Here is a 20848-nt window from a genome sequence, read left to right as displayed (position 1 = left end):
CCGGCCCGTCCCCGAATGAGCTACGTGACGGGCCTCATCCGGCTTCGTTGCCTGTTGCGAGGTTCCGGCCGTCGATCGCCACGGAATCCCTCCCATCCGAGTACGCTATGGAGTGAATATGGGCGTTTTTGCAGTGTTTCGCCGTAAGAAGAAGGATGCGGCCTCGGCCTCGCCGGAGGAGACCGGGGCCGTCGATCCGGCGGCGGACGGCGGCACGGAGTCCGGGACGGACACCCCGGAGGCCGTGGCCGAATCCGTTGTCGAAGGGGCGAAGGCCGACAGCGCGGTCGAGGTCGCGGGCGTGGACGGCGCGGAGGACGCGGACGGTGGCGACGCGGACGAGGTGGCGACCGGAGCGGTCGCCGCGGAGGTCGTGGAGATCCCGAAGCAGCAGTCGGCCGAGGCCGCCGCGGACAACGAGGCCGGCGAAAGCGCCCGTAAGTAGGCAGCACACGGAACACGGACTCCTCGGGGGTCCGCGGAGGGAAGGTGCCCCATGGGTCTCCTGGATTCGCTGAAGGCAAAGCTCGCCCCGGCCAAGGACAAGGTCGCCGACCTCGCGCAGCAGCACGGGGGCAAGATCGATCACGGCATCGACAAGGCCGCGAAGCTGGTCGACGAGAAGACCAAGGGCAAGTACAGCGACAAGATCCATTCCGGTACGGACAAGGCCAAGGGCGCACTGGACCGGATCGGTCACAAGGACGACGGCACGCCCGGGAGCGGCGGTACGACACCGCCGCCGACCGCCTGACGTACCGGCGTCCGCCATCCGGCGTCCGGCGCGTCCGGCGTCACCCGACAGTCCCTCCGCACGGCGGACGGCCGCGGAGCAACTCGCTCCGCGGCCGTCCGCCGTTTTCCGCGGGGCTCAGGACCAGGCGGCCACGAAGTACCCCACGCCGTACGGGGCGTCCTCGAAGAGCAGCCGGCCGTCGAGGTCCGCGCCCTCGGCGGCGCCCGCGAGTACCTGCCAGGGGGCGCGTCCGGCCGCCTTCAGCTCGTACGCGAGCTCCGGTTCCAGGGCGAGCAGCGCGGCCGCGTCGGCCGCGCCGAGCGCGCGGGCGGCCTCGGCGTCGAAGCCGGCGGCCCGCTCGTCGAGGTAGCCGGGGGCCTTCACGGTCCGGCAGGCGCTGCCGTCGCCCATCACCAGGAGGGCGACCCGTGCGGCGGAGTCGGCGAGCCCGCGGCCGATCCCGGCGCAGACGTCCGGTGTGGCCGCCGGGTCGACGCCCAGGCCCTCGATGGGCGCGTCGGCCCAGTCGGCCCGGTCGAGGAGCCAGGCGCCGACGGCGAGGGCGGTGGGCAGGGGGCGGTCGTCGGCGGGCCCACCGTGGGCGTCGGCCGATCCCTCGCCCGGCGGTACGAAGTCGCCGGGACGAGCGGAATCGCCACGCGGTACGGAGCCTCCCAGCCGTACGGAGAGGTCGACGCCGAAGCCCGCGAAGGAGCCCGTCGCACCCGCCGGGAAGACACCGTGGGCGCCCTCGTCGGCCGGCCCCACGACGTACAGCCGGTCGGGGCGCGCCGCGGCGAGCAGCCCGACGGCATCCGTACAGGCCGCCCGCGCGGCGTCCAGCTCGGGGGCGGCGCCGGTCGCGACCTCGGGCACGAGGAGCGGCGGGCAGGGGCAGACGGCTGCGGCGACAAGCATGATCGGCAGCCTACTGCGCCCGCCCCACGGAGCCGGGTTCCCTGACACGCCGGTCGCCCGGGCGTGACCGGGCGACGGCTGCCAGGCCGCCCGGGCGTGACGGGGCAATTTCTGTTCAGTGCCTGTCCGGCGGATCAGGGGCGGCCCCCGGCCATGATCCGCCGCGGACACCCCCTGGGTCTCCCCGCCGTGACCGGGTGGCCTCTGCTCGGGCGCCCTCGGCCCTCACAGGTACGGACGGTGTCAGTGGGCTCCGCAGGCCGGGGCCTCGGCTGCCGGGAGCGGCTCCGGGACCCCGATCTTCGGCAGCCCGAGCAGCACGCCCGCCGGCTTCGCGGCGGCCGCGGTGGTGCGCTTCTCCCAGGCGTCACCGGCGCGCGTGCGGCGCACCGACGCGACGGGCCCCTCGGCGAGGAGGTGGTGGGGGGCGGCGTACGTGATCTCGACGGTCACGACGTCGCCGGGACGGACGTCCTCGTCCGGCTTGCTGAAGTGGACGAGCCGGTTGTCGGGGGCGCGGCCCGAAAGGCGGTCCGTGGCGCCGTCCTTGCGGCCCTCGCCCTCGGCGACCATGACGTCGATGGTGCGGCCGACCTGCTTCTTGTTCTCCTCCCAGGAGATCTCCTCCTGGAGGGCGACGAGCCGCATGTAGCGCTCCTGCACCACCTCCTTGGGGATCTGGTCCTCCATGTCGGCCGCCGGGGTCCCGGGGCGCTTGGAGTACTGGAAGGTGAAGGCGTTCGCGAAGCGGGCCTCGCGGACGGTGTGCATGGTCTGCTCGAAGTCCTCCTCGGTCTCGCCGGGGAAGCCCACGATGATGTCGGTGGAGATGGCGGCGTGCGGGATGGCCGCGCGGACCTTCTCGATGATGCCGAGGAAACGCTCCTGCCGGTACGAGCGGCGCATCGCCCGGAGGATCGTGTCCGAGCCGGACTGGAGCGGCATGTGCAGCTGCGGCATGACGTTCGGCGTCTCGGCCATCGCCGCGATCACGTCGTCGGTGAAGTCACGGGGGTGCGGGGAGGTGAAGCGGACCCGCTCCAGGCCCTCGATCTGTCCGCAGGCGCGCAGCAGCTTGGAGAAGGCCTCGCGGTCGCCGAGGTCGGAGCCGTACGCGTTCACGTTCTGGCCGAGCAGGGTGATCTCGGAGACGCCCTCGGCGACCAGCGCCTCGATCTCGGCGAGGATGTCGCCGGGGCGGCGGTCCTCCTCCTTGCCGCGCAGGGCGGGGACGATGCAGAAGGTGCAGGTGTTGTTGCAGCCGACGGAGATCGACACCCAGGCGGCGTACGCGGACTCGCGGCGGGTCGGCAGCGTCGAGGGGAAGGCCTCAAGGGATTCGGCGATCTCGATCTGCGCCTCCTCCTGCACGCGGGCGCGCTCCAGGAGGACGGGCAGCTTGCCGATGTTGTGCGTGCCGAAGACCACGTCGACCCAGGGGGCCCTGGTGACGATGGTGTCGCGGTCCTTCTGGGCGAGACAGCCGCCGACGGCGATCTGCATGCCGGGGCGCGTGGTCTTCATGGGGGCGAGCCGACCGAGGTTGCCGTACAGCTTGTTGTCGGCGTTCTCGCGGACCGCGCAGGTGTTGAAGACGACGACGTCGGCGTCTCCGTCGGAGCCCTTGGGGGCCTTGACGTAACCCGCCTCTTCCAGCAGACCGGAGAGCCGCTCGGAGTCGTGGACGTTCATCTGGCACCCATAGGTGCGGATCTCATAGGTCTTGGTGCCGTCAACGCTCACTGCGGTGCTCCGGTCGCTGCTGCTCGTCATGCGTCCAAGGGTAGGCGGTCCGTGGAGAGCCTCCGGCCGGGCGGGGGAGCCGGGCGCCCGCCGGGGAGCCGGTCCCCGTGCCCACGACCCTGCGGTTTTCCGCAGGGTCGGACCTGCGGGGAACATCAGCGGAGTGGACGGCAACCCTCATACCGGCGCTGAGCAGCGATTTCTAGCTTTGAGGGAGAAGGACGGGGCGCCCGCCCCCACCCTCCCGGCCGGCTTGGAGTCCCCTCATGAACCTCACGACCATGGCGATCGCCCAGCAGCCCGCGGACGGCATCGCCGGCTGGGCGGCCGGCCTCGTCGACACGATGGGCGGTCCGGGAGCCGGTCTCGCCATCGCCCTGGAGAACCTCTTCCCGCCGCTGCCCAGCGAGGTCATCCTGCCGCTGACCGGCTTCGCCGCCGGTCAGGGAGTGCTGAGCCTGGCCTCGGCGCTGTTCTGGACGACGCTCGGCTCGGTGGTCGGCGCGGTGGCGCTCTACTGGATCGGGGTGCTCTTCGGCCGGGACCGGATGCACGCGATCTGGGGGAGGCTGCCCCTGGTCAAGGCCTCGGACCTGGTCCGCACCGAGAAGTGGTTCGCCAAGCACGGCACCAAGGCCGTCCTCCTCGGCAGGATGGTGCCGATCTTCCGGAGCCTGATCTCGGTGCCCGCCGGTGTCGAGCGGATGCCGATGCCCCTGTTCATCATGCTCACCACGATCGGCAGCCTCATCTGGAACAGCATCCTCGTGATGGCCGGCTACTGGCTGGGCGACCGGTGGGATGTCGTGGAGACCTATGTCGGTGTCCTGTCGAAGGCTGTTCTGGTGCTCGTCGTCGTCGCCGTCGTGGCCTATGTGGCGGTCCGGCTGCGCGGTCGCGGCCGGGCCCAGCACCGGCGCGCCTCGTGACCGCCGGCCCCCGCCGCACCGGTACGGCACCGCTCCCCGCACAGCCCGGACGATCTTGCCCGGGCTGTGCGGGCGCACTAGTCTCGGGCCCCGTGCACGGGGATTCAGCAGGCACCGCGTCCGACCGAACGTCAGCCTCAGCCTCAGGCACCGCGTCCGACCGGCCCCCGGCTCAACCCGGTGCGGAAGGCGGGGACGGCGGGGACCGCGCCGGTGAAAGCGGGGACCGCGCCGGTGAGGGCGGGAGCCTCACCCGTACGACCGCCCCGTCCTGGCTACGGCGCGGCCCGGGGACCCTCCTCGGCTGCGCGACCGCGCTGCTCGGCGCCCTGTTCTTCCTCGTCGTCGGCACGACCCTCGGCCCGTTCCTGCTCTGGCCGCGCACCCGGTCCGGTGCCCTGGAGATCCTGATGGCCGGCGCCCGGCGCCTCGTCACCGTCGAACGGGTCCGCCGCTCCGTCTTCTTCGGCGATCTCTTCCCCGAGCACTACAAGGCCTCCGACCGGAGGATCCTGCGCTACCTCGCGATCCGCAGCTACACGGGGCTGCTCTTCGGAGTCGTGATCGGGCTGCTCGTCTTCGGCGGCGTCCTGGCCGGACTCCTGGCGTACGGCGTGGTCCGGGGCACGCTCGGCTGGGCCGAGCTGCTCACCCAGGTCCTGCTCGGCAGCGTGCTGCTCTTCCTCGACGTCCAGGGCCTGTACTCGCTGGCCGCGCTCGACGCCCGTACGGCCCGGGAGTGCTTCGGGCCTTCCGAGCGGGAGCTGATGCAGCGCCGTATCGACGAACTCGCCGCCAGCCGGGCCGCGGTCGTCGAGGCCGTGGACGCCGAGCGGCGGCGCATCGAACGCGATCTGCACGACGGGGTCCAGCAGCGTCTGGTGGCGCTCGCCATGCTGATCGGCCGGGCGCGCCGGGGCCGAGACCCCGAGCAGGCGGACGCACTGCTGCGCCAGGCGCACGAGGAGTCCCGGGGCGTGCTGACCGAACTGCGCGAGGTGGCCTGGCGGGTGTACCCGTCGGCGCTCGACAGCCTCGGGCTCGAAGAGGCGATCGGCGGGGTCGCCGAGCGGTGCGGCATTCCGCTGCGGACCCGTTTCGAGGTGGACGCGTCGCTGCCCCGGCCGGTCGAGACGGCGGCCTACTTCGTGGTGTCCGAGTCCGTCACGAACGCGACCAAGCACGCCTCGGCCTCGGCGATCTCGGTGGCGGTGACGCTCGACGGGGCGCGGCTCACCGTACGCGTCGAGGACGACGGCACGGGCGGCGCGAACGAGACCGGCAGCGGGCTGACGGGACTGCGCAGCCGGGTGGCCGCGCTCGACGGCGTGCTGCACGTCCACAGCCCCCTCGGGGGACCGACCACCATCACCGCGGAGCTGCCATGCGCGTAATCCTGGCCGAGGACTCGACCCTGCTGCGAGAGGGCCTGGTCAGGCTGCTCGCCGAGGAGGGCCACGAGGTCCTGGTGGCACTGGGTGACGCGGTGACGCTGCTCAAGGAGGTCGAGGAGCAACGGCCGGACATCGTCGTCGTCGACATCCGGATGCCCCCGACCCATACGGACGAGGGGCTGCGGGCGGCCGTCGAGATCCGGGAGCGCTGGCCCGAGGTGAGCGTGCTCGTCCTCTCGCAGCACATCGAGCGCCATTACGCGGCCAAGCTCCTCGCCTCCAACGCCGAGCGGATCGGCTACCTCCTGAAAGACCGGGTGGCGCAGGTCGAGGAATTCCTCGACGCGCTTGAGCGGATTCACGCCGGCGGAGCGGCGATCGACCCGGAGGTCGTACGGCAGTTGGTCATCCGGACCACCCACGGGGACCCGCTCGCGCGGCTGACGCCCCGGGAGCGGACCGTCCTGGAGGCTCTCGCGCAGGGGCACACGAACGCGGCCATCGCGGAGAAGCTGCACCTCTCGCTGAGTTCGGTGGAGAAGAACCTCAACGCCGTCTTCGACAAACTGGAGCTGTCCCACACGACCGGCTACAGCCGGCGGATCCTGGCGGTGCTCCGCTATCTGGAGTCGTAGCGAAGCCGGAATCGTGGCGGATCCCGAGCCGTAGCGGATCCGGACTCGCGGCACCGGGATTTCCCTTTGTGGCATTACGGGAAACCGCACCGGTTTACCTCGTACTCCCGTCATTCTCCCGTGAATAGCGTTCCTCTCGTCGCGCATGCCTGCCCACACGAGCCCTAGCTCGTGTACGCCGCGAGCCCGGCCTGATCGACAAGACACCCCCCCGGGCCGGACGCTCACCCGCGCCACTCGGAGAGGACCTCCTCGGTGTGCTCGCCGGGGAGGGGGGCGCGGCCCGGGGCCTCGGCGGGGGTGCGGTCGAAGCGGGAGGGCGGGGCGGGCTGTCGGGTGTCGCTGTCGCCGACCGCCACGAAGGCCCGGCGGGCGGCGAGTTGGTGGTGACCGGCCGCCTCGGCGGCCGTGAGCACCGGAGCCACCCCGGCGTCCACCGCGTCGAAGATCTTCACCCAGTGCTCCCGGTCGCGGGTCGCGAAGCGGGCGGCGATCAGGTCGCGCAGCGCGGGCCAGGCGGCGGGGTCGGCGCGGTCGGGGAGAGGGGCGCCGTCGACGAGGGCACTGCTGTCGGTGAGGCCCAGTTGCTCCAGGAGGTTCTGGTAGAGCCGGGGTTCGATGGCGGCGACGGCGAGGTGGCGGCCGTCGGCGGCGCGGTAGAGCGAGTAATGCGGGGCGTCGGTGACGGTGTGGTTGCCGGGGACCTCCCGCCACTGGTGGATCAGGGTCGAGATCAGCGCGGCGCCGTCCGCGAGTGCGGTGTCCACGACCTGGCCCCGGCCCGAGCGCTCCCGCTCGTGGAGCGCGGCGAGCAGCCCCTGCACATGGGCGTTGGCGCCGCCGGCGAAGCTGGAGAGGTACGCGGTCGGCGGCAGCACCGGGTCCCCGGTGGCCGGGTCGGTGTCCAGGGCGCCGGTCAGGGCCAGGACCGCCAGGTCGTGGGCGGCGCGGGCGGCCCACTCGCCCTGCTGGCCCCAGCCGCTGACCCGTCCGTACACCAGGCGCGGGTTACGGGCGTGGGCCGCCTCCGGGCCGATGCCGAGCCGGTCGGCGACGCCGGGGCGGAAGCCCTCGACCAGGATGTCGGCGTGCTCCACGAGCGACAGGGCCTGTTCGACGCCCTCCGGGCTCTTGAGGTCCAGGGCGACCGAACGGCGCCCGCGGGAGAGCGGGTTCTCGGCCGGGCGCGGGTCCTCGGGGCCGGGGGGCGTACCGGGCGCCCGGTCGACCCGTACGACATCGGCACCGAGACCGGACAGGACGGTCCCGACGAACGCGGTGGGCGCCGAGCCCGCGAATTCCAGTACACGCACTCCGGTCAGCGGTCCGGCCATGGCCAACTCCCTTGGATCTCTCGGTCTGTGACGGATTCCACGCTATTCCGGGGGGCGACGGAAAGGACTGCGGAGATCCGTAGCGCCCGGAATTCGACGGCGCCCGAGACTGGGGGAATTCCCCCTTCCCCGAATCCGAAAGGCATGACGAATGGCCGTCGTCTACACCGCCGAGGTCACCTCCACCGGAGACGGGCGCAACGGCGCCGTGCGCTCCTCCGACGGGCTCCTCGACCTTCCGCTCTCCAGCCCCAAGGCCGTGGGGGGCTCCGGCACCGCCACCAACCCCGAGCAGCTTTTCGCCGCCGGCTACGCCGCCTGCTTCCACAGCGCGCTCCGGGTCTCCGCACGCGAGTCCAAGGTCGCGCTGACGGACGACACGGTCGTCGCCGAAGTGGCCCTGCACAAGGAGGAGAGCGGATTCCATCTGTCGGTCGTCCTCACCGTCGAACTGCCCGGTCTCGACGCCGACGAGGCCCGTCGGCTCGCCGACGCGGCGCACGGGCGCTGCCCGTACTCGAAGGCGATCCGGGGGAATGTCGAGGTGCGGGTGGATCTCGCTGCGTGATCCGTGCGGAAATCTCACCCGTAGGGAAATGAGAGGGGAAAGCCCCCGTGGTCCTGCCACGGGGGCTTTCCCCTGCGTCCCCTTGTGTGCTGCTCCGGCGTCAGAGCCGTTCCCTTGGGCACGGCCCTGGTGTCAGGGCCGCACCCTTGCGTACGGCCCTGACGTCAGGGTGTCGCGGCGGCCGCTGCCGCCGCCGCTGCCGGCAGCGCCTCGACCACTCGTCCGACCGCCCGGTCGTCGTGCGAGGCCGAGATGAACCAGGCCTCGAAGGGCGAGGGCGGCAGATAGACACCGCGGCGAAGCAGCTCGTGGAAGAAGGGGGTGTAGCGGTACGACTCCGTGGCGCGCACCCCGTCGAAGTCGACGACCTCGTCCTCCGTGAAGAAGACCGAGAACATGGTGCCGGAGTACTGGAGCCGGTGCGCCACGCCCTCCTTGGTCAGGGCGGCCGAGACCTCGCGGCCGAGCGTGGCCGAGACCTCGTCCAGCCGCTCGTACACCTCGGGGGTGGTGTGCCGGAGGGTGGCGAGGCCGGCGGCGGTGGCGACCGGGTTCCCCGAGAGCGTGCCCGCCTGGTAGACGGGACCGGCCGGGGCCAGGTGGGCCATGACGTCGGCGCGACCGCCGAAGGCCGCCGCCGGGAAGCCGCCGCCCATGACCTTGCCGAAGGTCAGCAGGTCGGGGGCGACGCCGTCCCGGCCGTACCAGCCGGAGCGGCTGGCCCGGAAGCCGGTCATCACCTCGTCGGAGATGAAGAGCGCCCCGTGACGCGAAGTGATCTCCTTCAGGCCCGCGTTGAAGCCGGGCAGCGGCGGCACGGCGCCCATGTTGCCGGGAGCGGCCTCCGTGATGACGGCGGCGATCTCGTCGCCGATCTCCGCGAAGATCTTCTCGACCGAGGCCAGGTCGTTGTACGGGAGGACGATCGTGTCGCTCGCCTGGGCGCCGGTGACGCCCGGTGTGTCGGGCAGGGCGAAGGTGGCGAGGCCGGAGCCGGCCGAGGCGAGGAGGGCGTCCACGTGGCCGTGGTAGCAGCCCGCGAACTTCACGATCTTGCTCCGCCCGGTGAAGCCCCGGGCGAGGCGGATCGCGGACATCGTCGCCTCGGTGCCGGAGGAGACCAGGCGCACCTGCTCGACCGGGGCGACCCGGCCGACGATCTCCTCGGCGAGCTCGACCTCTCCGGTTGACGGCGCTCCGAAGGAGGTGCCGTGGTCCAGGACCCGGGTGACCGCCTCGACGACGGCCGGGTGGCGGTGGCCGAGGATCATCGGGCCCCAGGAGCAGATCAGGTCGACGTACTCGTTGCCGTCGGTGTCGGTGAGGTACGGGCCCTGGGCCGAGGCCATGAAGGGCGGGGTGCCGCCGACGGCCCCGAAGGCCCGCACCGGGGAGTTGACGCCGCCGGGGGTGACCCGGCGGGCCCGCTCGAAGAGCGCCTTGCTCGTGGTCCCTGCGCCGCTCATCGGCCTGCCTCCCCGGAAGCGCCGAGAGCGGAATCGAAGCCGAGCGCCGCGTCCAGGACCACGGCGCCTCGCTCCAGGACACGGACCGGGTTGAGGTCCAGGGCGAAGCCGGCCGGCCAGTCCTGTACCAGCTCGCCCACCTTGTGGAGGAGTTCGGCGGCGGCCTCGACGTCCACCGCGGCCCGCCCCCGGGCGCCGGCGAGTATCTTCGCGCCGCGCAGCCCGGCGAGGAGTTCGGCGCCCTCGCCCGGCGCGAGTGGCAGGAGCCGGTGGCCGACGTCGTCCAGGACCTCGGTGAAGATCCCGCCGAGACCGGCGGTGAGCACGGGACCCAGGTCGGTGGTGTGGACGCCCACGATCAACTCGACGCCCTCGCCGACCAGTTCCTCGACGAGCACCTGCCCGCCGAGCGCGGCGAGCCGGGCGTACGCCTCGTGCGCGGTGTCGGCGGTGACGCCTATCTCCACTCCCCCGGCCTCCGTCTTGTGGAGCAGGCCCGGCACCACGGCCTTGAGCACCGCCGTACCGCCGGCCTCGCTCACGGCCCGCACCGCGTCCTCGGCGTTCTCGGCGATCCGGCCCTTCGGGACCGCGATCCCGGCCTCGGCGAGGAGCCTCTTCAGCTCCGGTTCCGTGGCCTCGGCGCCGGGTCCGGGCACGGTCCCGGGGCGCGGGGGGTCCGGCAGCGTCCGGGGGCGGCTGACCTCCCACAGGGCTGCGGCGGCGCGCAGGGCGCGGGCCGGCGTGGGGTACTCCGGGAGCCCGGCCTCGCGCAGGTCGCGCGGCGCGTCGGGAGCGAGGAAGTCGGCCCCGGTGCGGGCGACGAGGATGGGCTTGCCGCCCTTCTCGGCGGCCCGGGAGAGGGCGTTGACGGCCTTCTCGACGTCGGGCCCGGCCATCACGCAGAAGGCGGCGACGATGATGTCGACGGTGTCGTCGGCGATCAGGACGTCGAGGGAGCGGTCGAACAGCGAGGGGTCGCTGAGGACCGTGGCGGTGATGTCGACGGGGTTGTCGATGGCACCGAAGGCGGGGACGATCTCGGCGAGCGCCTCCTTGCTGCGCGGTTCCAGGGCGCTGAGCTCCAGGCCGTGGGCCTCGACGGCGTCGGCGGCGAGGATGCCGGACCCGCCGGAAGTGGTGACCACCGCGACGCGGTTCCCGGTGGGGCGCCGCTCGGACTCGAAGACCCGGGCCACGTCGAGGAGTTCGTCGATGTCGTCGACACGGACGATGCCGAGGCCGCGCAGGGCCGCGTCCAGGACCCGGTCGTCGGTGGCGAGGGCGCCGGTGTGCGAGGCGGCGGCGCGGCCGCCCGCCTCCGTGCGGCCCGACTTGAGCAGGGCGACGGGCTTGCCGGAGCCGGCCAGTTCACGGAGGGTGCCGATGTCCGGGGTGTCCTCCAGGTAGCCGAGGAGCCCGGTGACTTCGGGAACGGTGGCGAGCTCGCGGAGGACTTCGAGCGCGGTGACGTCGGCGTCGTTGCCCGTACTGACCACCCAGCCGGGGCGCAGGCCCCGCTCCAGGGCGAGACTGGCCGCGCCGAAGCCGAGGGCTCCGCTCTGGCTGACGAAGGCGAGGGTGCCGGGTTCGAAGGGCACGGACTCGGCGCCGAAGAGGGGGCTGAAGGTGGCGAGGACGCGGTTCTCGTACCCGACGGCGCCGATGCAGTTCGGGCCGATGATCCGCAGGCCCCCGGCGCGGGCCTTGGCGACGATCTCCTCCTGGAGACGGGCGCCCTCCTCGCCGGTCTCGGCGAAGCCGGAGGAGGCGATGACGGCGAGCTTGACGCCGGCGGCCACGCAGTCGTCGACGGCACCGGCGACCCGATCGGCGGAGACCATGATCAGCGCCAGGTCGACGGGGCCCGGGGCCTCCTTCACGTTGGGGTACGCGGGGACGCCGAGGATCTCCGGGGAGCGCGGGTTGACCGGCAGGATGCGGCCCTTGTAGCCGTACCGGAGGAGGTAGTCGAGCGGCTTGCGGCCCAGAGCGCCGGGGCGCTCGCTGGCTCCGATGACGGCGATGGATTCGGCTTCCCAGAGAGCCGAGATGTCACTCATGCGATGGCCTCGATCTTCTTCTCGTTCTTCGCGTTCGGGTCGTTCGGGTCGTTCGGGTGTTTCGGGTCGTTCGGGGCATGCTCGTTCGGGTGCTGCGGGGTGTCACCGTCGGCCTCCGCCGCCACGAAGAGGCGGGTGAAGGCGGCGATGTGCCGGGCGCCGTCCGGGTCGGCCGCCAACTCCCGTACCAGGACGGTGGGCTGGTGCAGGGCCTTGTCGACGATGCGCCGTACGCTGCGGTCGATCTCCCGCCGTACCGTGCCGTCGATGCCCTCCAACCGGCGTGCGAGCCGGTCGAGTTCGGCCTCGGCGGCCTCGTTCGCGGCGGTACGGAGCGCGGTGAGGACGGGCTTGGCTCCGGCGAGGCGGAGCCCGGTGCGGAACTGCTCGACCTCCGCGTCGATCAGCTCGTGCGCGGCCTGGACGCTGGCCGTCGAGATCTCGTCCTCCTGCCCCTCCTCCGCGATCCGGCGCAGGTCGACGAAGGTGACGCCGGGCAGCTCCGCCGCGCCGGGCGCGATGTTGTGCGGCAGCGACAGGTCGAGCACGAACAGCTCGCGCCCGTCCCGGGCGGCGAGCGCCTCCTCGACGTCCCGGGCGGTGACGAGGTGGCCGGTGGCGGCGGTGGCGCCGACGACCACGTCCACCTCGGTGAGCAGCCGCGGCAGGTCCGTCAGGTCGTACCCCACTCCCCCGGTGGTCTCCGCGAGCCGCTGCGCCTTCTCCGGGGTGCGGTTGGCGACGTGCACCCGGTCGAGGCCGGAGCGGCGCAGCGCGGCCACGACGACTCCGGCGAAGGCGCCGGCGCCGATGACCAGGGCGGTCTTGCCGTGCAGGGAGCCGACCCGGCGCTCGAAGAAACCGAGTCCGGCGGTGGCGAGCGAGCGGCCCGCCTCGTTGAGTCCGGTCTCGTTGCGGGCCCGCTTGCCGACCCGCAGGGCGGTCTGGACGGCCTTGGCGAGGACCCGGCCGGTCCGGTCGAGCCGCTGGGACCGTTCGAGGCCCAGTTTCACCTGGCCGAGGATCTGGTCCTCGCCGACCACGACCGATTCGAGTCCGGAGGCCACGGCGAAGAGGTGGCGTACGGCTCCGTCGGCGTGGTGGCTGTAGAGGTGGGGGGCGATCTCCTCGTGGTCGACGCCGGCGTGCCGGGCGAACAGCTGTCCGAGGCCGGTCAGTTCGCCGAGACCGGCCGGTTCGTCCGCGCCGCCGGGGCCCGCGGCGCCGCCCCGGGTCTCGGCGTAGATCTCCAGGCGGTTGCAGGTGGAGACGACGACCGCGGCGTCGATGCCGTCGACGGCGGTCACGTCGGAGACGAGGTCCTCGGCGGGCCGGTCGGTGCCGGCGAGTCTCTCCAGGAGGTCGAGCGGGGCGCTGGCATGGCTGATGCCGAGGACCAGCATGGTGGAGGACGGGCTCACCGGGTCACCGGTCCAGCGTCTGGGCGAACTCGGAGGCCCAGTAGGTGATGATCTGGGTGGCGCCGGCGCGGTGGATGGAGGCGAGGCTCTCGCGGACGACCTGGTCGCGGTCGATCCAGCCCTTGGCGGCGGCCGCCTCGACCATCGAGTACTCGCCGGAGACCTGGTAGGCGGAGACGGGCACCTGCACGTGGTCGGCGATGAGCCGGACGATGTCGAGGTAGGCGAGCGCGGGCTTCACCATCACCAGGTCGGCGCCCTCGGCGATGTCCAGCGAGACCTCCAGGAGGGATTCGCGGATGTTGCCGGGGAACTGCTGGTAGCCCTTGCGGTCGCCGCGCAGGGTGGACTCGACGGCGTCCCGGAAGGGGCCGTAGAAGTGCGAGGCGTACTTGGCGGAGTAGCCGAGGATGGCCACGGACTGGTGGCCCGCCTGGTCGAGCGCCTCGCGGATCCGGCGTACCTGGCCGTCCATCATGCCGCTGGGGGCGACGATCTGGGCGCCCGCGTCGGCCTGGACGACGGCGGCCTGCGCGTACAGCTCGATGCTGGCGTCGTTGTCGACGTCGCCGGCGGCGTCCAGGACTCCGGTGTGGCCGTGGTCGGTGTACTCGTCGAGGTTGATGTCGCCGATGATCACCGTGGAGTCGCCGACCTCGGCGACGACGTCGCGGAGGGCGACCTGGAGGATCCCGTCGGGGTCGACGGCGCCGGTGCCGGTGGGGTCCTTGTGCTCGGGGATGCCGAAGAGGATGAGTCCGCCGACCCCGTTGGCGACCGCTTCGGCGGCGGCCTTCCGGAGGGTGTCCCGGGTGTGCTGGAAGACCCCCGGCATGGAGGGGATCTCCCGCGCCTCGGTGAGGCCCTCACGGAGGAAGAGGGGCTGGACGAGATTGGCGGGGCCGACACGGGTCTCTGCGGCGAACCGGCGCAGCGCGGGCGTGCGGCGCAGCCGGCGGGGGCGGTAATAAGGGGCGGCGGGGTCGGTGGCCGCGGTGTTGCGGCCGTAGGCGTCGTACGTCATGAGCGTGACTCCCTTGAATGCATGGCGGCGTGCGGGGCGCGGAGGACTGCGGGGTGCGGGGCGCGCGGAACTGCGGGGTGCGGGTTCCGGTGCAGGTGCGGGGCGCGCGGAACGGCCTGGTGCGGGTTCCGGTGCGGGTGCTGGGCGCGGTGCAGGTGCGGGGCGCGGTGGGCGCACAAGGCGGCGGACACGGCATCTCCTAGAGGGCCTCGCCGAGGAACACCTGCTCCAGGTGCTTGGCGACCGGCTCGTCCGGGCGGCTGAACCAGTAGCCGTGCCCGCTGCGCTGGAAGAGCTTCAACTCACCCAGCTGGACGAGGGTTTCGGCGAGCTTGACGGCGAGTCCCGCCGGGTCGATGACGGGCAGGCCGTGCAGTTCGTGGATGCCGAGGTGCCAGAGGATCTCGTTGGGGATGCCCTCGGCGGGAATGATGACCTCGGCGCCGGCCCGCGCGGCGCGCTCGGCGGCCGCCGAGTACACCTCGACGAACTGGTCGAAGTCCCCTTCCAGGGACCGGTGTACGGAGTCCCAGCCGCCGGGGACGACCTCGTACGAGCTGAGCGAGGACTCCAGGCGGTACTGCCGGATGTTGGCCCGGATGGGCTCCTCCAGGGGCGGCATGAAGCCGAGGACACCGAAACGCTGACCGGTGAGCGCCGAGAGGAAGAAGGCCGTCTCGCCGTAGCCGAGGGTCGGGATGGAGGCGAGGTGACGGGCGTCGCGCAGGCCGGGGTCCTGGCCGGCGGCGATCACCCAGGCGTCGTAGCCCTCCCGCTCCGCGACCAGCGCGGACTCGGAGAAGTGCCGGCTGAACAGCACCTGGGCGGAGTGGTGGCCGACGAGCCCGAAGGGGGTGGCGTCGGGGTAGGTGTCGGCGGGCAGGGTCTTGATGTCGACGGTGGTGCCGGGCGCGGCTATCGCGTCGAGGTGCTCGCGATACCACTGGTCGAGCAGGGGAAGCCGTCCCTCAACGGTGTGCTTGTGAAACCAGATCCGCATGTGCGTCACCCTTCAGTGGTCGTGGTGCGACGTCGAGAAGTGATGCCTTGAGCAGGTAGTCGGCGGCCGAGCGGGGGTCGGCGGCGGTGCGCCTCAACGAGGCGAGCCGGGCCGTGAGTTCGGCCGCGCTGTCGAGTCCCGCCGTACGGGCCTCGCTGCGCGGGATGACGGCCGTCTCGACGACCGAGCGGCGCCGTTCGAGGGCCGCGTCGAGCAGGGTTCCGTCGGCCCCTTCGCCCCGCAGTACGGCGGCGAGGGCCCGGCTCGTCTCCACGGCGTCGTGGATCCCGCAGTTCATGTTCAGGCCGCCGGCGGTGGAGGTCAGATGGGCCGCGTCCCCGGCGAACAGCACCCGGCCGGCCCGGTAGCGGGGCAGCAGGAACCGTGCGAGCCGGTAGGTGTGCGCGTCGGCGATCCGTACGGCCCTCCCGGCTGCACCCGGCAGGGCCTGCTCGACCCTGGCCCGTACGGCCTCGGGCGCGAGCACCGCGTCGCGGTCCGTCCCGCGCGGGATCCTGAAGATCAGCCGCCAGTGGTCCGGCATCCCCAGCGCGCTGAACGAGGCCCGCGCGTCGCGGACGTAGGAGAGCGGGGCGAGCCCGGGGACCAGCTCGTCGAGCGGTGTCTCGGTGACCACGCGGAGCGCGTAGTCCGGGTACTCCTGGGCCGTGCCGGGAAGTCCGGCGATCTCGCGGAGCCGGCTGCGGCTGCCGTCGGCCGCCAGGACGTACGGGTGTCGGGTGACGGTGACCCGCCCCGCCGCGTCCTCGGTGCGCAGCCGCACCCTGCTCCCGGAGTCCCCGTCGCCGGTGTCCTCGGCCCCGGTGACGGTGACCCCGAACCGTATGTCGGCGAGGCCGGTCGCGGTCAGCTCGGCGAGCAACAGCGGGGTGAGCCGCGCCTGTTCGACATGGAGCCGGTACGGGTGAGCGGTGTGCCCGGCGAGCACGGAGTAGTCCAGCTCGGCGTGGACGACGCCGTCCAGGTCGCGCCACTGGACGCGGTCGACCGTACGGCCCTGGCGGCGCAGCGCGGCGGCGACGCCGAGCTCGTCGAGGAGGTCGAGGGTGGAGGGGTGGAAGGTGGACGCGCGGGACTCGGTGGCCAGCGCCTCCCGGGATTCCAGGAGGGTCACCGGCACGCCGGTCCGGGCGAGGACGAGCGCGGCGGTCAGGCCCACGGGCCCGGCTCCGACGACGGCGACCGTTCCGCGAGCGGCGGTATCGCCGCTCACGACACGGCCACGGCATCGCGACCGGCTGCGCCGTCACGGCCGCTCCGGCCGCCGGTCCGCCCGGCGAGCCGGCGCAGCAGCGGATGCGCGTCCGTGCCGTCGGCCGGGAGACCGAGGGCGTCCCTGGCCCACCAGGCGCTCGCCAGGTTGGAGGTGAGGAGGGTGCGCCCGCTGTCCCGCCCGAGCTCGGCGAGCGCGTCGAAGGTGAACATGCCGGTGCCGGTGAACAACAGCGTGGCATCCTCGGGGAGTTCAGCCTCTCGCACCTGGGCGACCAGCTCTTCGGTGGTCACGTCGTACGGGGAGAAGCGGGCGCCGGCCCGGATCTTGACCACCCGGTCGACCGTGAGCCCTGCCGACTCCCAGTAGGCGTGGGACAGTTCGGTGAGCCAGGGCTCGTACGGCGAGATCAGGACCAGCCGGTCGGAGCCCACCGCCCGCGCCGTGTCGAGGATGGCGAGCGCCGCCGACCGTACGGGGGCTCCCACGCGCTCGGAGAGCTCCGCGCAGAGGGCCCGGTCGCCGTCCGGCGTCAGAAGGTAGTGCGAACCGGTGCAGGAGACGACGGCCGCGTCGAGGCGCAGCCCGCCGAAATTCCCCAGCACTTCGGGGAGTACGTCGTTGTACTTCTCCAGGCGACCCCGGAGGTCTTTTCCGGGAAGGACCGGGAAGCGTGAGGTGTGGACATTGAATGCGGGGCTGACGAGGCTGCCGATCTCGGGTTCGGCCGCGGCGTTTCCCGAAGGAACCACCACACCGAGTCGCGGCGCCGAATGCAGAGCCATGAACGAGTCACTCCCATCCGTCGGTGCCATTGACATCACCGTACGAGGGGAACGGCCCGCACATCGATACGGGATTCCGCACCCGTGGCCGAATCCCGACGCGGATCCTGATGCGGATCCCGACGCGGATCCAGATTGCGGATCCAGATGCGGAAATACGCACGGCGTCCAAATCATGGAACGCCGGGAAATACGGGAATGGAATTCAGTTGGCCCTGGCGGCTTCGGCGACGAATTCGTCGATCTTCGCGCGGCGGGTCAGACCGCCGTTGACGGCCCAGTTGCCCTCCGGAATCTCGTTCACGACGAGCCAGACGACGGTGTCGGGACCGGTCGCCGCCTGCACGTGCCGGGTCACCTCGACGGAGAGCGCCTCGTTGCGCTCGGGGGTGAGGAAGCCCTCCAGGGGAGTGACCACGACCAGGACGCCCGGGGCCGTGCCGGCTCCCGTGGTCGCGAGCCCCTTGGCGGCCTCACGGACGTACACCCAGGTGGCGGCGGCGAAGAAGTCGGTACCGGGCAGCTCCATGGCCGTCAGCACGGAGTCGGCGACCTGCTGCTGCAGGACCTCCGCGGCGGCCTCGGACAGGGCGCCCTCGGGAACGGTTATCTCGACCAGCGGCATGACGACTCCCCAACGGATATGTGTGCGGATACGGGTGGGACAGAAGGATCAGCAGGCCAGCGCGGCTTCGAACCGGTCGATGGCAGCGGCCAGTTGGGCGCGCCGGCGAATGTCGAGCTTGCGGTAGATGCGGGTGATGTGCAGTTCCACCGCCCGGGTCGACACCGTGAAGGACTCGGCGATCTGCTTGTTGGTCAGTCCGTCGAGCATCATCGTGGCGATCCGCCGCTCGTGGGCGGTCAGTTCCTCACGGACGGCGGACTCCTCACGGACGACCGGCGGGGCGGGCGCGGTGACGGCCGGCGGGGCGAGGGCCGTGACGCCCCCGCGTATTCGCTCGTGGGTCCCGGCGCCACCGGTGGACCGCTCCAGGCCGGCGAGCACCACGTGCCCCATGACCGCGTTCCATTCCCGGACCCGTAACTCGCCGAAGACCTGCGCCTGTGCGTACGGGTCGGCGTACAGGACCCGTAAGAGCGTGCGGCGGTCCGGTGCCTCACAGAGCAGGAGTTCCCCGGTGCCGTCCCGCCAGGGGCCGCCACCGAGCAGGATGCCGCGCGCGGCCATCCTTTTCCAGTAGGTCCGGTGAGCCTCTCCGAAACTCAACCGGTCCGTCTCATTGCCACGGAAAACGAGTTCGACCACAAAAGCCACGTACGACTCCCCCATAAAGGCCGGTGTTTCCGCTTGTGACGCTACCACCCACCACCCGCCCCATGAATGAACACAATGTTGCGGGCGGCGGGCCCGGCATTTCCTGAGGGACCTGAGGGAATGGCGCACGCCCGGCCGCCGAGAACGGCCGGGTGGCGCCCTGCTGTGCCGGTGTTCGGCGCGGGATGGCTATTCGGCCGCCGCCCCGCTCGGTACGGAGCTGGCCTCGGGCTTCGTTTCGGGCTCGGGCGCCGGGCGCGGCTTGCGCCGGAGCAGACCGGTGGCCGCGAGCACCGCCACCGCCCCGAGCCATACGGTCCAGCCGAGGGGCTCCTGAAGCACCACGGCACCCAGGACGACGGCCACGGCGGTCATCAGATAGGTGACCGTGGACGCCACGGTGGGCCCGTCCTTGATGATCAGCTCGAAGTTGAGCAGCGCGGCGAAGCCGGTGCAGACCACGCCGAGGACGAGGACGGAGATCACCGAGTCGGTGCGCCAGGTGATGGTCTGCAGTCCCAGGAAGGGGAACGCGACGAGAAGCAGCGCGGTGGCCGCGCTGAGCTGCCCGCCCGCGAGCATCAGGGGCGGAATGCCCTTGCCCACGAGGAACTTGCCCATGTAGGCGAAGCTGGCGCCGAAGCTGATCGAGCCGAGGACGAAGCAGAGGATGCTCCAACCGGTCCCGGCCGAGGCCGAGTTCCACGGCGAGGCGATGAGCGCGGTGCCGCCGAGGCCGAGCAGCACGCCGCCGGCCTTGAAGCCGGAGACCCGCTTCTCCTGGCCGAGCAGCAGGGCGGCGGCCAGGGTCCAGATCGGCGCGCTGCCGTTGACGACCGCGGCGACGCTGCTCGATCCGGCGATCTCCCCCTCGGCGTAGAGGGTCCACGGGACCGCGTTGCCGAGCAGCGCGGCGACGGTCAGGTGACCCCAGGTGGCGGCCTCCTTGGGGAGCCGGAGACCCTTCGCGTATCCGATGGCGAGGATCACGACGGCGCCGAGCGCGAGCCGGATCAGCACCATCTGCACGGGCGAGAAGCCGTATCCGGCGATCTTGATCCACAGGAAGACGGAGCCCCAGATGAGACTCAGTGCGGCCAGCCGCGTGTAGGTGGCTTTGGACATGGGTGTGTTCCCGCTCTCCGAAGGCAAGGCTCGGCAAGGAGTTGGAAGAGGAAGTCAGAGGGACGCGCGGAGCTCTCCGCGGTACGGGATCGAGCCTCGCACCGGCGGTCGGACGGGTCCAGCAACGGCTTGTGGACGGTACTGTCCACGAGCCGTGGCGAATCGAGTCCGCGCAGGTCGGTCGTGGCGCGTCGGGCTCCGCCGATCAGCGGGCGACGGCCGCCCTGGCCGCCGTACGCAGCGCGTCAAGCACGGCGGCGATCTCCGGGGACGTCTGGCTCCCCTCCCGTACGGCCGCGAAGACCGTCCGGGAAGGCGCCCGCTCGCTGAACGCGCGGATCGTCACGTCGGGCCGCGGGACCGGCTTGGCCAGTCGCGGCACCAGCGCGACCCCGAGGCCGAGCCGCACCGCCGCGAGCGTGGCGTCCCAGTCGCCGATGGCGTGGGAGGCCTGCGGGGTGAACCCGGCCGCCGTACACGCGGCGACGCCGATGTCATGACAGAGGCCGGTCGTGGCGAAGATCCAGGTCTCGTCGGCGAGGTCGGCGAGGAGCAGCTGCTCGCTGTCGAGGAGCCGGTGGCCGGCGGGCAGGGCGATGTCGAAGGGGTCGTCGCAGAGCGCGACCCGGTGGAACCGCCCGTCGGAACGGCCGTCGGAGCGCCCGTCGGGCGGTCCGTCCGGGCGCCCGTCCGCACCCCCCGGAGCCGGCGCGGGCCGGGTCGTGTCCGCGGAGATGACGACATCGGTCTCCCCGCGCTGGAGCAGGGAGAAGCTCTCCGGCGGGTCGACCTCGGCCAGCGAGGTCCGCAGCAGCGGCCGGGTCTCCCGCAGCCGGGCCACGGCGGGCAGGATCAGCGCCGAGAGGGTGGTGGAGAAGCCCGCGACCGCGACCTCGCCGCGCTCGCCGCTCTGGTGGGCGGCGAGTTCCGCGCGCATCTGCTCGATCTGGGTGAAGACGGCGTCGGCGTGCCGGAGCACGATCCGGGCGGCCCCCGTGAGCCGCAGCCGGCGCCCGGACGGTTCGGTGAGCGGGACGCCCAACTCGCGTCCCAGGGCGCTGATCTGCTGCGAGACGGCCTGGGGGGTGAGGTGGAGCGCCTGGGCGGCCGCGCTGACGGTGCCGCGCTCACTGAGTTCCCTCAGCACCCGCAGCTTCCGCAGGTCCGGATCGGTCATGTCGCGCACCCCCTCCC

The 20848-nt window shown here is 72.3% G+C and carries 21 protein-coding genes; 7 read left to right on the top strand and 14 right to left on the bottom strand.

Annotated elements, in window-relative coordinates; all coding sequences use genetic code 11:
• The first annotated feature begins 118 nt into the window (after window positions 1-118).
• Both OG462_RS31855 and OG462_RS31850 read left to right on the top strand, forming a co-directional pair.
• Window positions 119-445 (top strand): hypothetical protein, encoded by a 327-nt coding sequence (locus OG462_RS31855; protein WP_406062886.1) that lies wholly within the window; start codon window positions 119-121, stop codon window positions 443-445.
• A gap of 51 nt (window positions 446-496) precedes the next feature.
• On the top strand, window positions 497-754 hold the full coding sequence (locus tag OG462_RS31850; protein ID WP_406062884.1) for an antitoxin: 258 nt from the start codon (window positions 497-499) through the stop codon (window positions 752-754).
• Window positions 755-871: 117 nt separating this feature from the next.
• Here the strand turns inward: OG462_RS31850 and OG462_RS31845 are convergent, their stop codons facing one another.
• On the bottom strand, window positions 872-1654 hold the full coding sequence (locus OG462_RS31845) for a class III extradiol dioxygenase subunit B-like domain-containing protein (protein WP_406062882.1): 783 nt from the start codon (window positions 1652-1654) through the stop codon (window positions 872-874).
• Window positions 1655-1897: 243 nt separating this feature from the next.
• Window positions 1898-3427 carry a tRNA (N6-isopentenyl adenosine(37)-C2)-methylthiotransferase MiaB gene (gene miaB / locus OG462_RS31840; RefSeq protein WP_406062881.1) on the bottom strand — a complete coding sequence of 510 codons (1530 nt, stop codon included), beginning with the start codon at window positions 3425-3427 and terminating at the stop codon, window positions 1898-1900.
• Window positions 3428-3663: 236 nt separating this feature from the next.
• On the opposite strand from miaB, the gene OG462_RS31835 reads away from it, so the two are divergent.
• The 3 genes from OG462_RS31835 to OG462_RS31825 all read left to right on the top strand — a co-directional run bounded on the left by OG462_RS31835 (window position 3664) and on the right by OG462_RS31825 (window position 6355).
• A complete protein-coding gene (locus OG462_RS31835; protein ID WP_406062879.1) occupies window positions 3664-4326 on the top strand; it encodes a DedA family protein in 663 nt (220 codons plus the stop codon).
• A gap of 92 nt (window positions 4327-4418) precedes the next feature.
• The gene (locus OG462_RS31830; RefSeq protein ID WP_406062877.1) at window positions 4419-5720 is read left to right on the top strand and encodes a sensor histidine kinase; all 1302 of its coding nucleotides are present in this window, start codon (window positions 4419-4421) and stop codon (window positions 5718-5720) included.
• Complete coding sequence (locus OG462_RS31825) at window positions 5711-6355, top strand: response regulator (protein WP_406062875.1); 645 nt, start codon at window positions 5711-5713, stop codon at window positions 6353-6355. Before OG462_RS31830 ends, OG462_RS31825 begins: the two co-directional genes overlap by 10 nt.
• Window positions 6356-6579: 224 nt before the next feature.
• Here the strand turns inward: OG462_RS31825 and OG462_RS31820 are convergent, their stop codons facing one another.
• The gene (locus tag OG462_RS31820; protein WP_406062873.1) at window positions 6580-7689 is read right to left on the bottom strand and encodes a CaiB/BaiF CoA transferase family protein; all 1110 of its coding nucleotides are present in this window, start codon (window positions 7687-7689) and stop codon (window positions 6580-6582) included.
• 151 nt (window positions 7690-7840) lie between these two features.
• On the opposite strand from OG462_RS31820, the gene OG462_RS31815 reads away from it, so the two are divergent.
• A complete protein-coding gene (locus OG462_RS31815) occupies window positions 7841-8257 on the top strand; it encodes an organic hydroperoxide resistance protein (RefSeq protein WP_406062870.1) in 417 nt (138 codons plus the stop codon).
• Window positions 8258-8421: 164 nt separating this feature from the next.
• Here OG462_RS31815 and hemL read toward each other — a convergent pair whose 3' ends face one another.
• Genes hemL through hemB form a run of 4 tightly spaced genes read right to left on the bottom strand, consistent with a single transcriptional unit; the run spans window position 8422 to window position 14231 of the window.
• A complete protein-coding gene (gene hemL / locus OG462_RS31810) occupies window positions 8422-9723 on the bottom strand; it encodes a glutamate-1-semialdehyde 2,1-aminomutase (protein ID WP_406062868.1) in 1302 nt (433 codons plus the stop codon).
• Window positions 9720-11786: an acetate--CoA ligase family protein gene (locus OG462_RS31805; protein WP_406062867.1), complete on the bottom strand. Its 2067-nt coding sequence runs from the start codon at window positions 11784-11786 to the stop codon at window positions 9720-9722. Before OG462_RS31805 ends, hemL begins: the two co-directional genes overlap by 4 nt.
• On the bottom strand, window positions 11783-13207 hold the full coding sequence (hemA, locus tag OG462_RS31800) for a glutamyl-tRNA reductase (RefSeq protein ID WP_406062865.1): 1425 nt from the start codon (window positions 13205-13207) through the stop codon (window positions 11783-11785). The genes OG462_RS31805 and hemA overlap by 4 nt, the downstream gene beginning before the upstream one ends.
• A gap of 4 nt (window positions 13208-13211) precedes the next feature.
• Window positions 13212-14231, bottom strand: a complete 1020-nt coding sequence (hemB, locus tag OG462_RS31795) for a porphobilinogen synthase (protein WP_406062864.1) — start codon at window positions 14229-14231, stop codon at window positions 13212-13214.
• A gap of 17 nt (window positions 14232-14248) precedes the next feature.
• Here hemB and OG462_RS31790 point away from each other — a divergent pair, with 17 nt between their 5' ends.
• Complete coding sequence (locus OG462_RS31790; protein ID WP_406062862.1) at window positions 14249-14434, top strand: hypothetical protein; 186 nt, start codon at window positions 14249-14251, stop codon at window positions 14432-14434.
• Here the strand turns inward: OG462_RS31790 and OG462_RS31785 are convergent.
• The 7 genes from OG462_RS31785 to OG462_RS31755 form a co-directional block, all read right to left on the bottom strand.
• Entirely contained in the window at window positions 14431-15231 is an 801-nt protein-coding gene (locus OG462_RS31785; protein WP_406062860.1) for an aspartate/glutamate racemase family protein, read from the bottom strand. The two genes, OG462_RS31790 and OG462_RS31785, sit on opposite strands and share 4 nt — an antisense overlap.
• Window positions 15200-16465 carry an FAD-dependent oxidoreductase gene (locus tag OG462_RS31780; protein ID WP_406062858.1) on the bottom strand — a complete coding sequence of 422 codons (1266 nt, stop codon included), beginning with the start codon at window positions 16463-16465 and terminating at the stop codon, window positions 15200-15202. Before OG462_RS31780 ends, OG462_RS31785 begins: the two co-directional genes overlap by 32 nt.
• Window positions 16462-17250, bottom strand: a complete 789-nt coding sequence (locus OG462_RS31775) for an arylmalonate decarboxylase (protein WP_406062856.1) — start codon at window positions 17248-17250, stop codon at window positions 16462-16464. The genes OG462_RS31780 and OG462_RS31775 overlap by 4 nt, the downstream gene beginning before the upstream one ends.
• A gap of 205 nt (window positions 17251-17455) precedes the next feature.
• Complete coding sequence (locus OG462_RS31770; protein WP_406062855.1) at window positions 17456-17875, bottom strand: 4-oxalocrotonate tautomerase family protein; 420 nt, start codon at window positions 17873-17875, stop codon at window positions 17456-17458.
• Between the two features lie 48 nt (window positions 17876-17923).
• Complete coding sequence (locus OG462_RS31765; protein ID WP_406062853.1) at window positions 17924-18481, bottom strand: LuxR C-terminal-related transcriptional regulator; 558 nt, start codon at window positions 18479-18481, stop codon at window positions 17924-17926.
• 237 nt (window positions 18482-18718) lie between these two features.
• Window positions 18719-19654 (bottom strand): DMT family transporter, encoded by a 936-nt coding sequence (locus OG462_RS31760; RefSeq protein WP_406062851.1) that lies wholly within the window; start codon window positions 19652-19654, stop codon window positions 18719-18721.
• Between the two features lie 205 nt (window positions 19655-19859).
• On the bottom strand, window positions 19860-20831 hold the full coding sequence (locus tag OG462_RS31755) for a LysR family transcriptional regulator (RefSeq protein ID WP_406062849.1): 972 nt from the start codon (window positions 20829-20831) through the stop codon (window positions 19860-19862).
• Window positions 20832-20848: the final 17 nt, after the last annotated feature.

It is taken from the genome of Streptomyces sp. NBC_01077 (assembly GCF_045162855.1).
GTDB lineage: Bacteria > Actinomycetota > Actinomycetes > Streptomycetales > Streptomycetaceae > Streptomyces.
The sequence above is the reverse complement of the archived record's forward strand: the minus strand, read 5'-3'. Positions and strand labels throughout refer to the sequence as shown.

Bases quoted from the DNA above. Each gene is read 5' to 3' on its own strand.
- OG462_RS31775 (WP_406062856.1), bottom strand. From the start codon at position 17,250: ATGGCTCTGCATTCGGCGCCGCGACTCGGTGTGGTGGTTCCTTCGGGA.
- OG462_RS31785 (WP_406062860.1), bottom strand. From the start codon at position 15,231: ATGCGGATCTGGTTTCACAAGCACACCGTTGAGGGACGGCTTCCCCTG.
- OG462_RS31815 (WP_406062870.1), top strand. From the start codon at position 7,841: ATGGCCGTCGTCTACACCGCCGAGGTCACCTCCACCGGAGACGGGCGC.
- miaB (WP_406062881.1), bottom strand. From the start codon at position 3,427: ATGACGAGCAGCAGCGACCGGAGCACCGCAGTGAGCGTTGACGGCACC.
- hemL (WP_406062868.1), bottom strand. From the start codon at position 9,723: ATGAGCGGCGCAGGGACCACGAGCAAGGCGCTCTTCGAGCGGGCCCGC.
- OG462_RS31825 (WP_406062875.1), top strand. From the start codon at position 5,711: ATGCGCGTAATCCTGGCCGAGGACTCGACCCTGCTGCGAGAGGGCCTG.
- OG462_RS31820 (WP_406062873.1), bottom strand. From the start codon at position 7,689: ATGGCCGGACCGCTGACCGGAGTGCGTGTACTGGAATTCGCGGGCTCG.
- OG462_RS31755 (WP_406062849.1), bottom strand. From the start codon at position 20,831: ATGACCGATCCGGACCTGCGGAAGCTGCGGGTGCTGAGGGAACTCAGT.
- OG462_RS31845 (WP_406062882.1), bottom strand. From the start codon at position 1,654: ATGCTTGTCGCCGCAGCCGTCTGCCCCTGCCCGCCGCTCCTCGTGCCC.
- OG462_RS31855 (WP_406062886.1), top strand. From the start codon at position 119: ATGGGCGTTTTTGCAGTGTTTCGCCGTAAGAAGAAGGATGCGGCCTCG.
- OG462_RS31850 (WP_406062884.1), top strand. From the start codon at position 497: ATGGGTCTCCTGGATTCGCTGAAGGCAAAGCTCGCCCCGGCCAAGGAC.
- OG462_RS31770 (WP_406062855.1), bottom strand. From the start codon at position 17,875: ATGCCGCTGGTCGAGATAACCGTTCCCGAGGGCGCCCTGTCCGAGGCC.
- OG462_RS31805 (WP_406062867.1), bottom strand. From the start codon at position 11,786: ATGAGTGACATCTCGGCTCTCTGGGAAGCCGAATCCATCGCCGTCATC.
- OG462_RS31790 (WP_406062862.1), top strand. From the start codon at position 14,249: ATGCATGGCGGCGTGCGGGGCGCGGAGGACTGCGGGGTGCGGGGCGCG.
- hemB (WP_406062864.1), bottom strand. From the start codon at position 14,231: ATGACGTACGACGCCTACGGCCGCAACACCGCGGCCACCGACCCCGCC.
- OG462_RS31835 (WP_406062879.1), top strand. From the start codon at position 3,664: ATGAACCTCACGACCATGGCGATCGCCCAGCAGCCCGCGGACGGCATC.
- OG462_RS31760 (WP_406062851.1), bottom strand. From the start codon at position 19,654: ATGTCCAAAGCCACCTACACGCGGCTGGCCGCACTGAGTCTCATCTGG.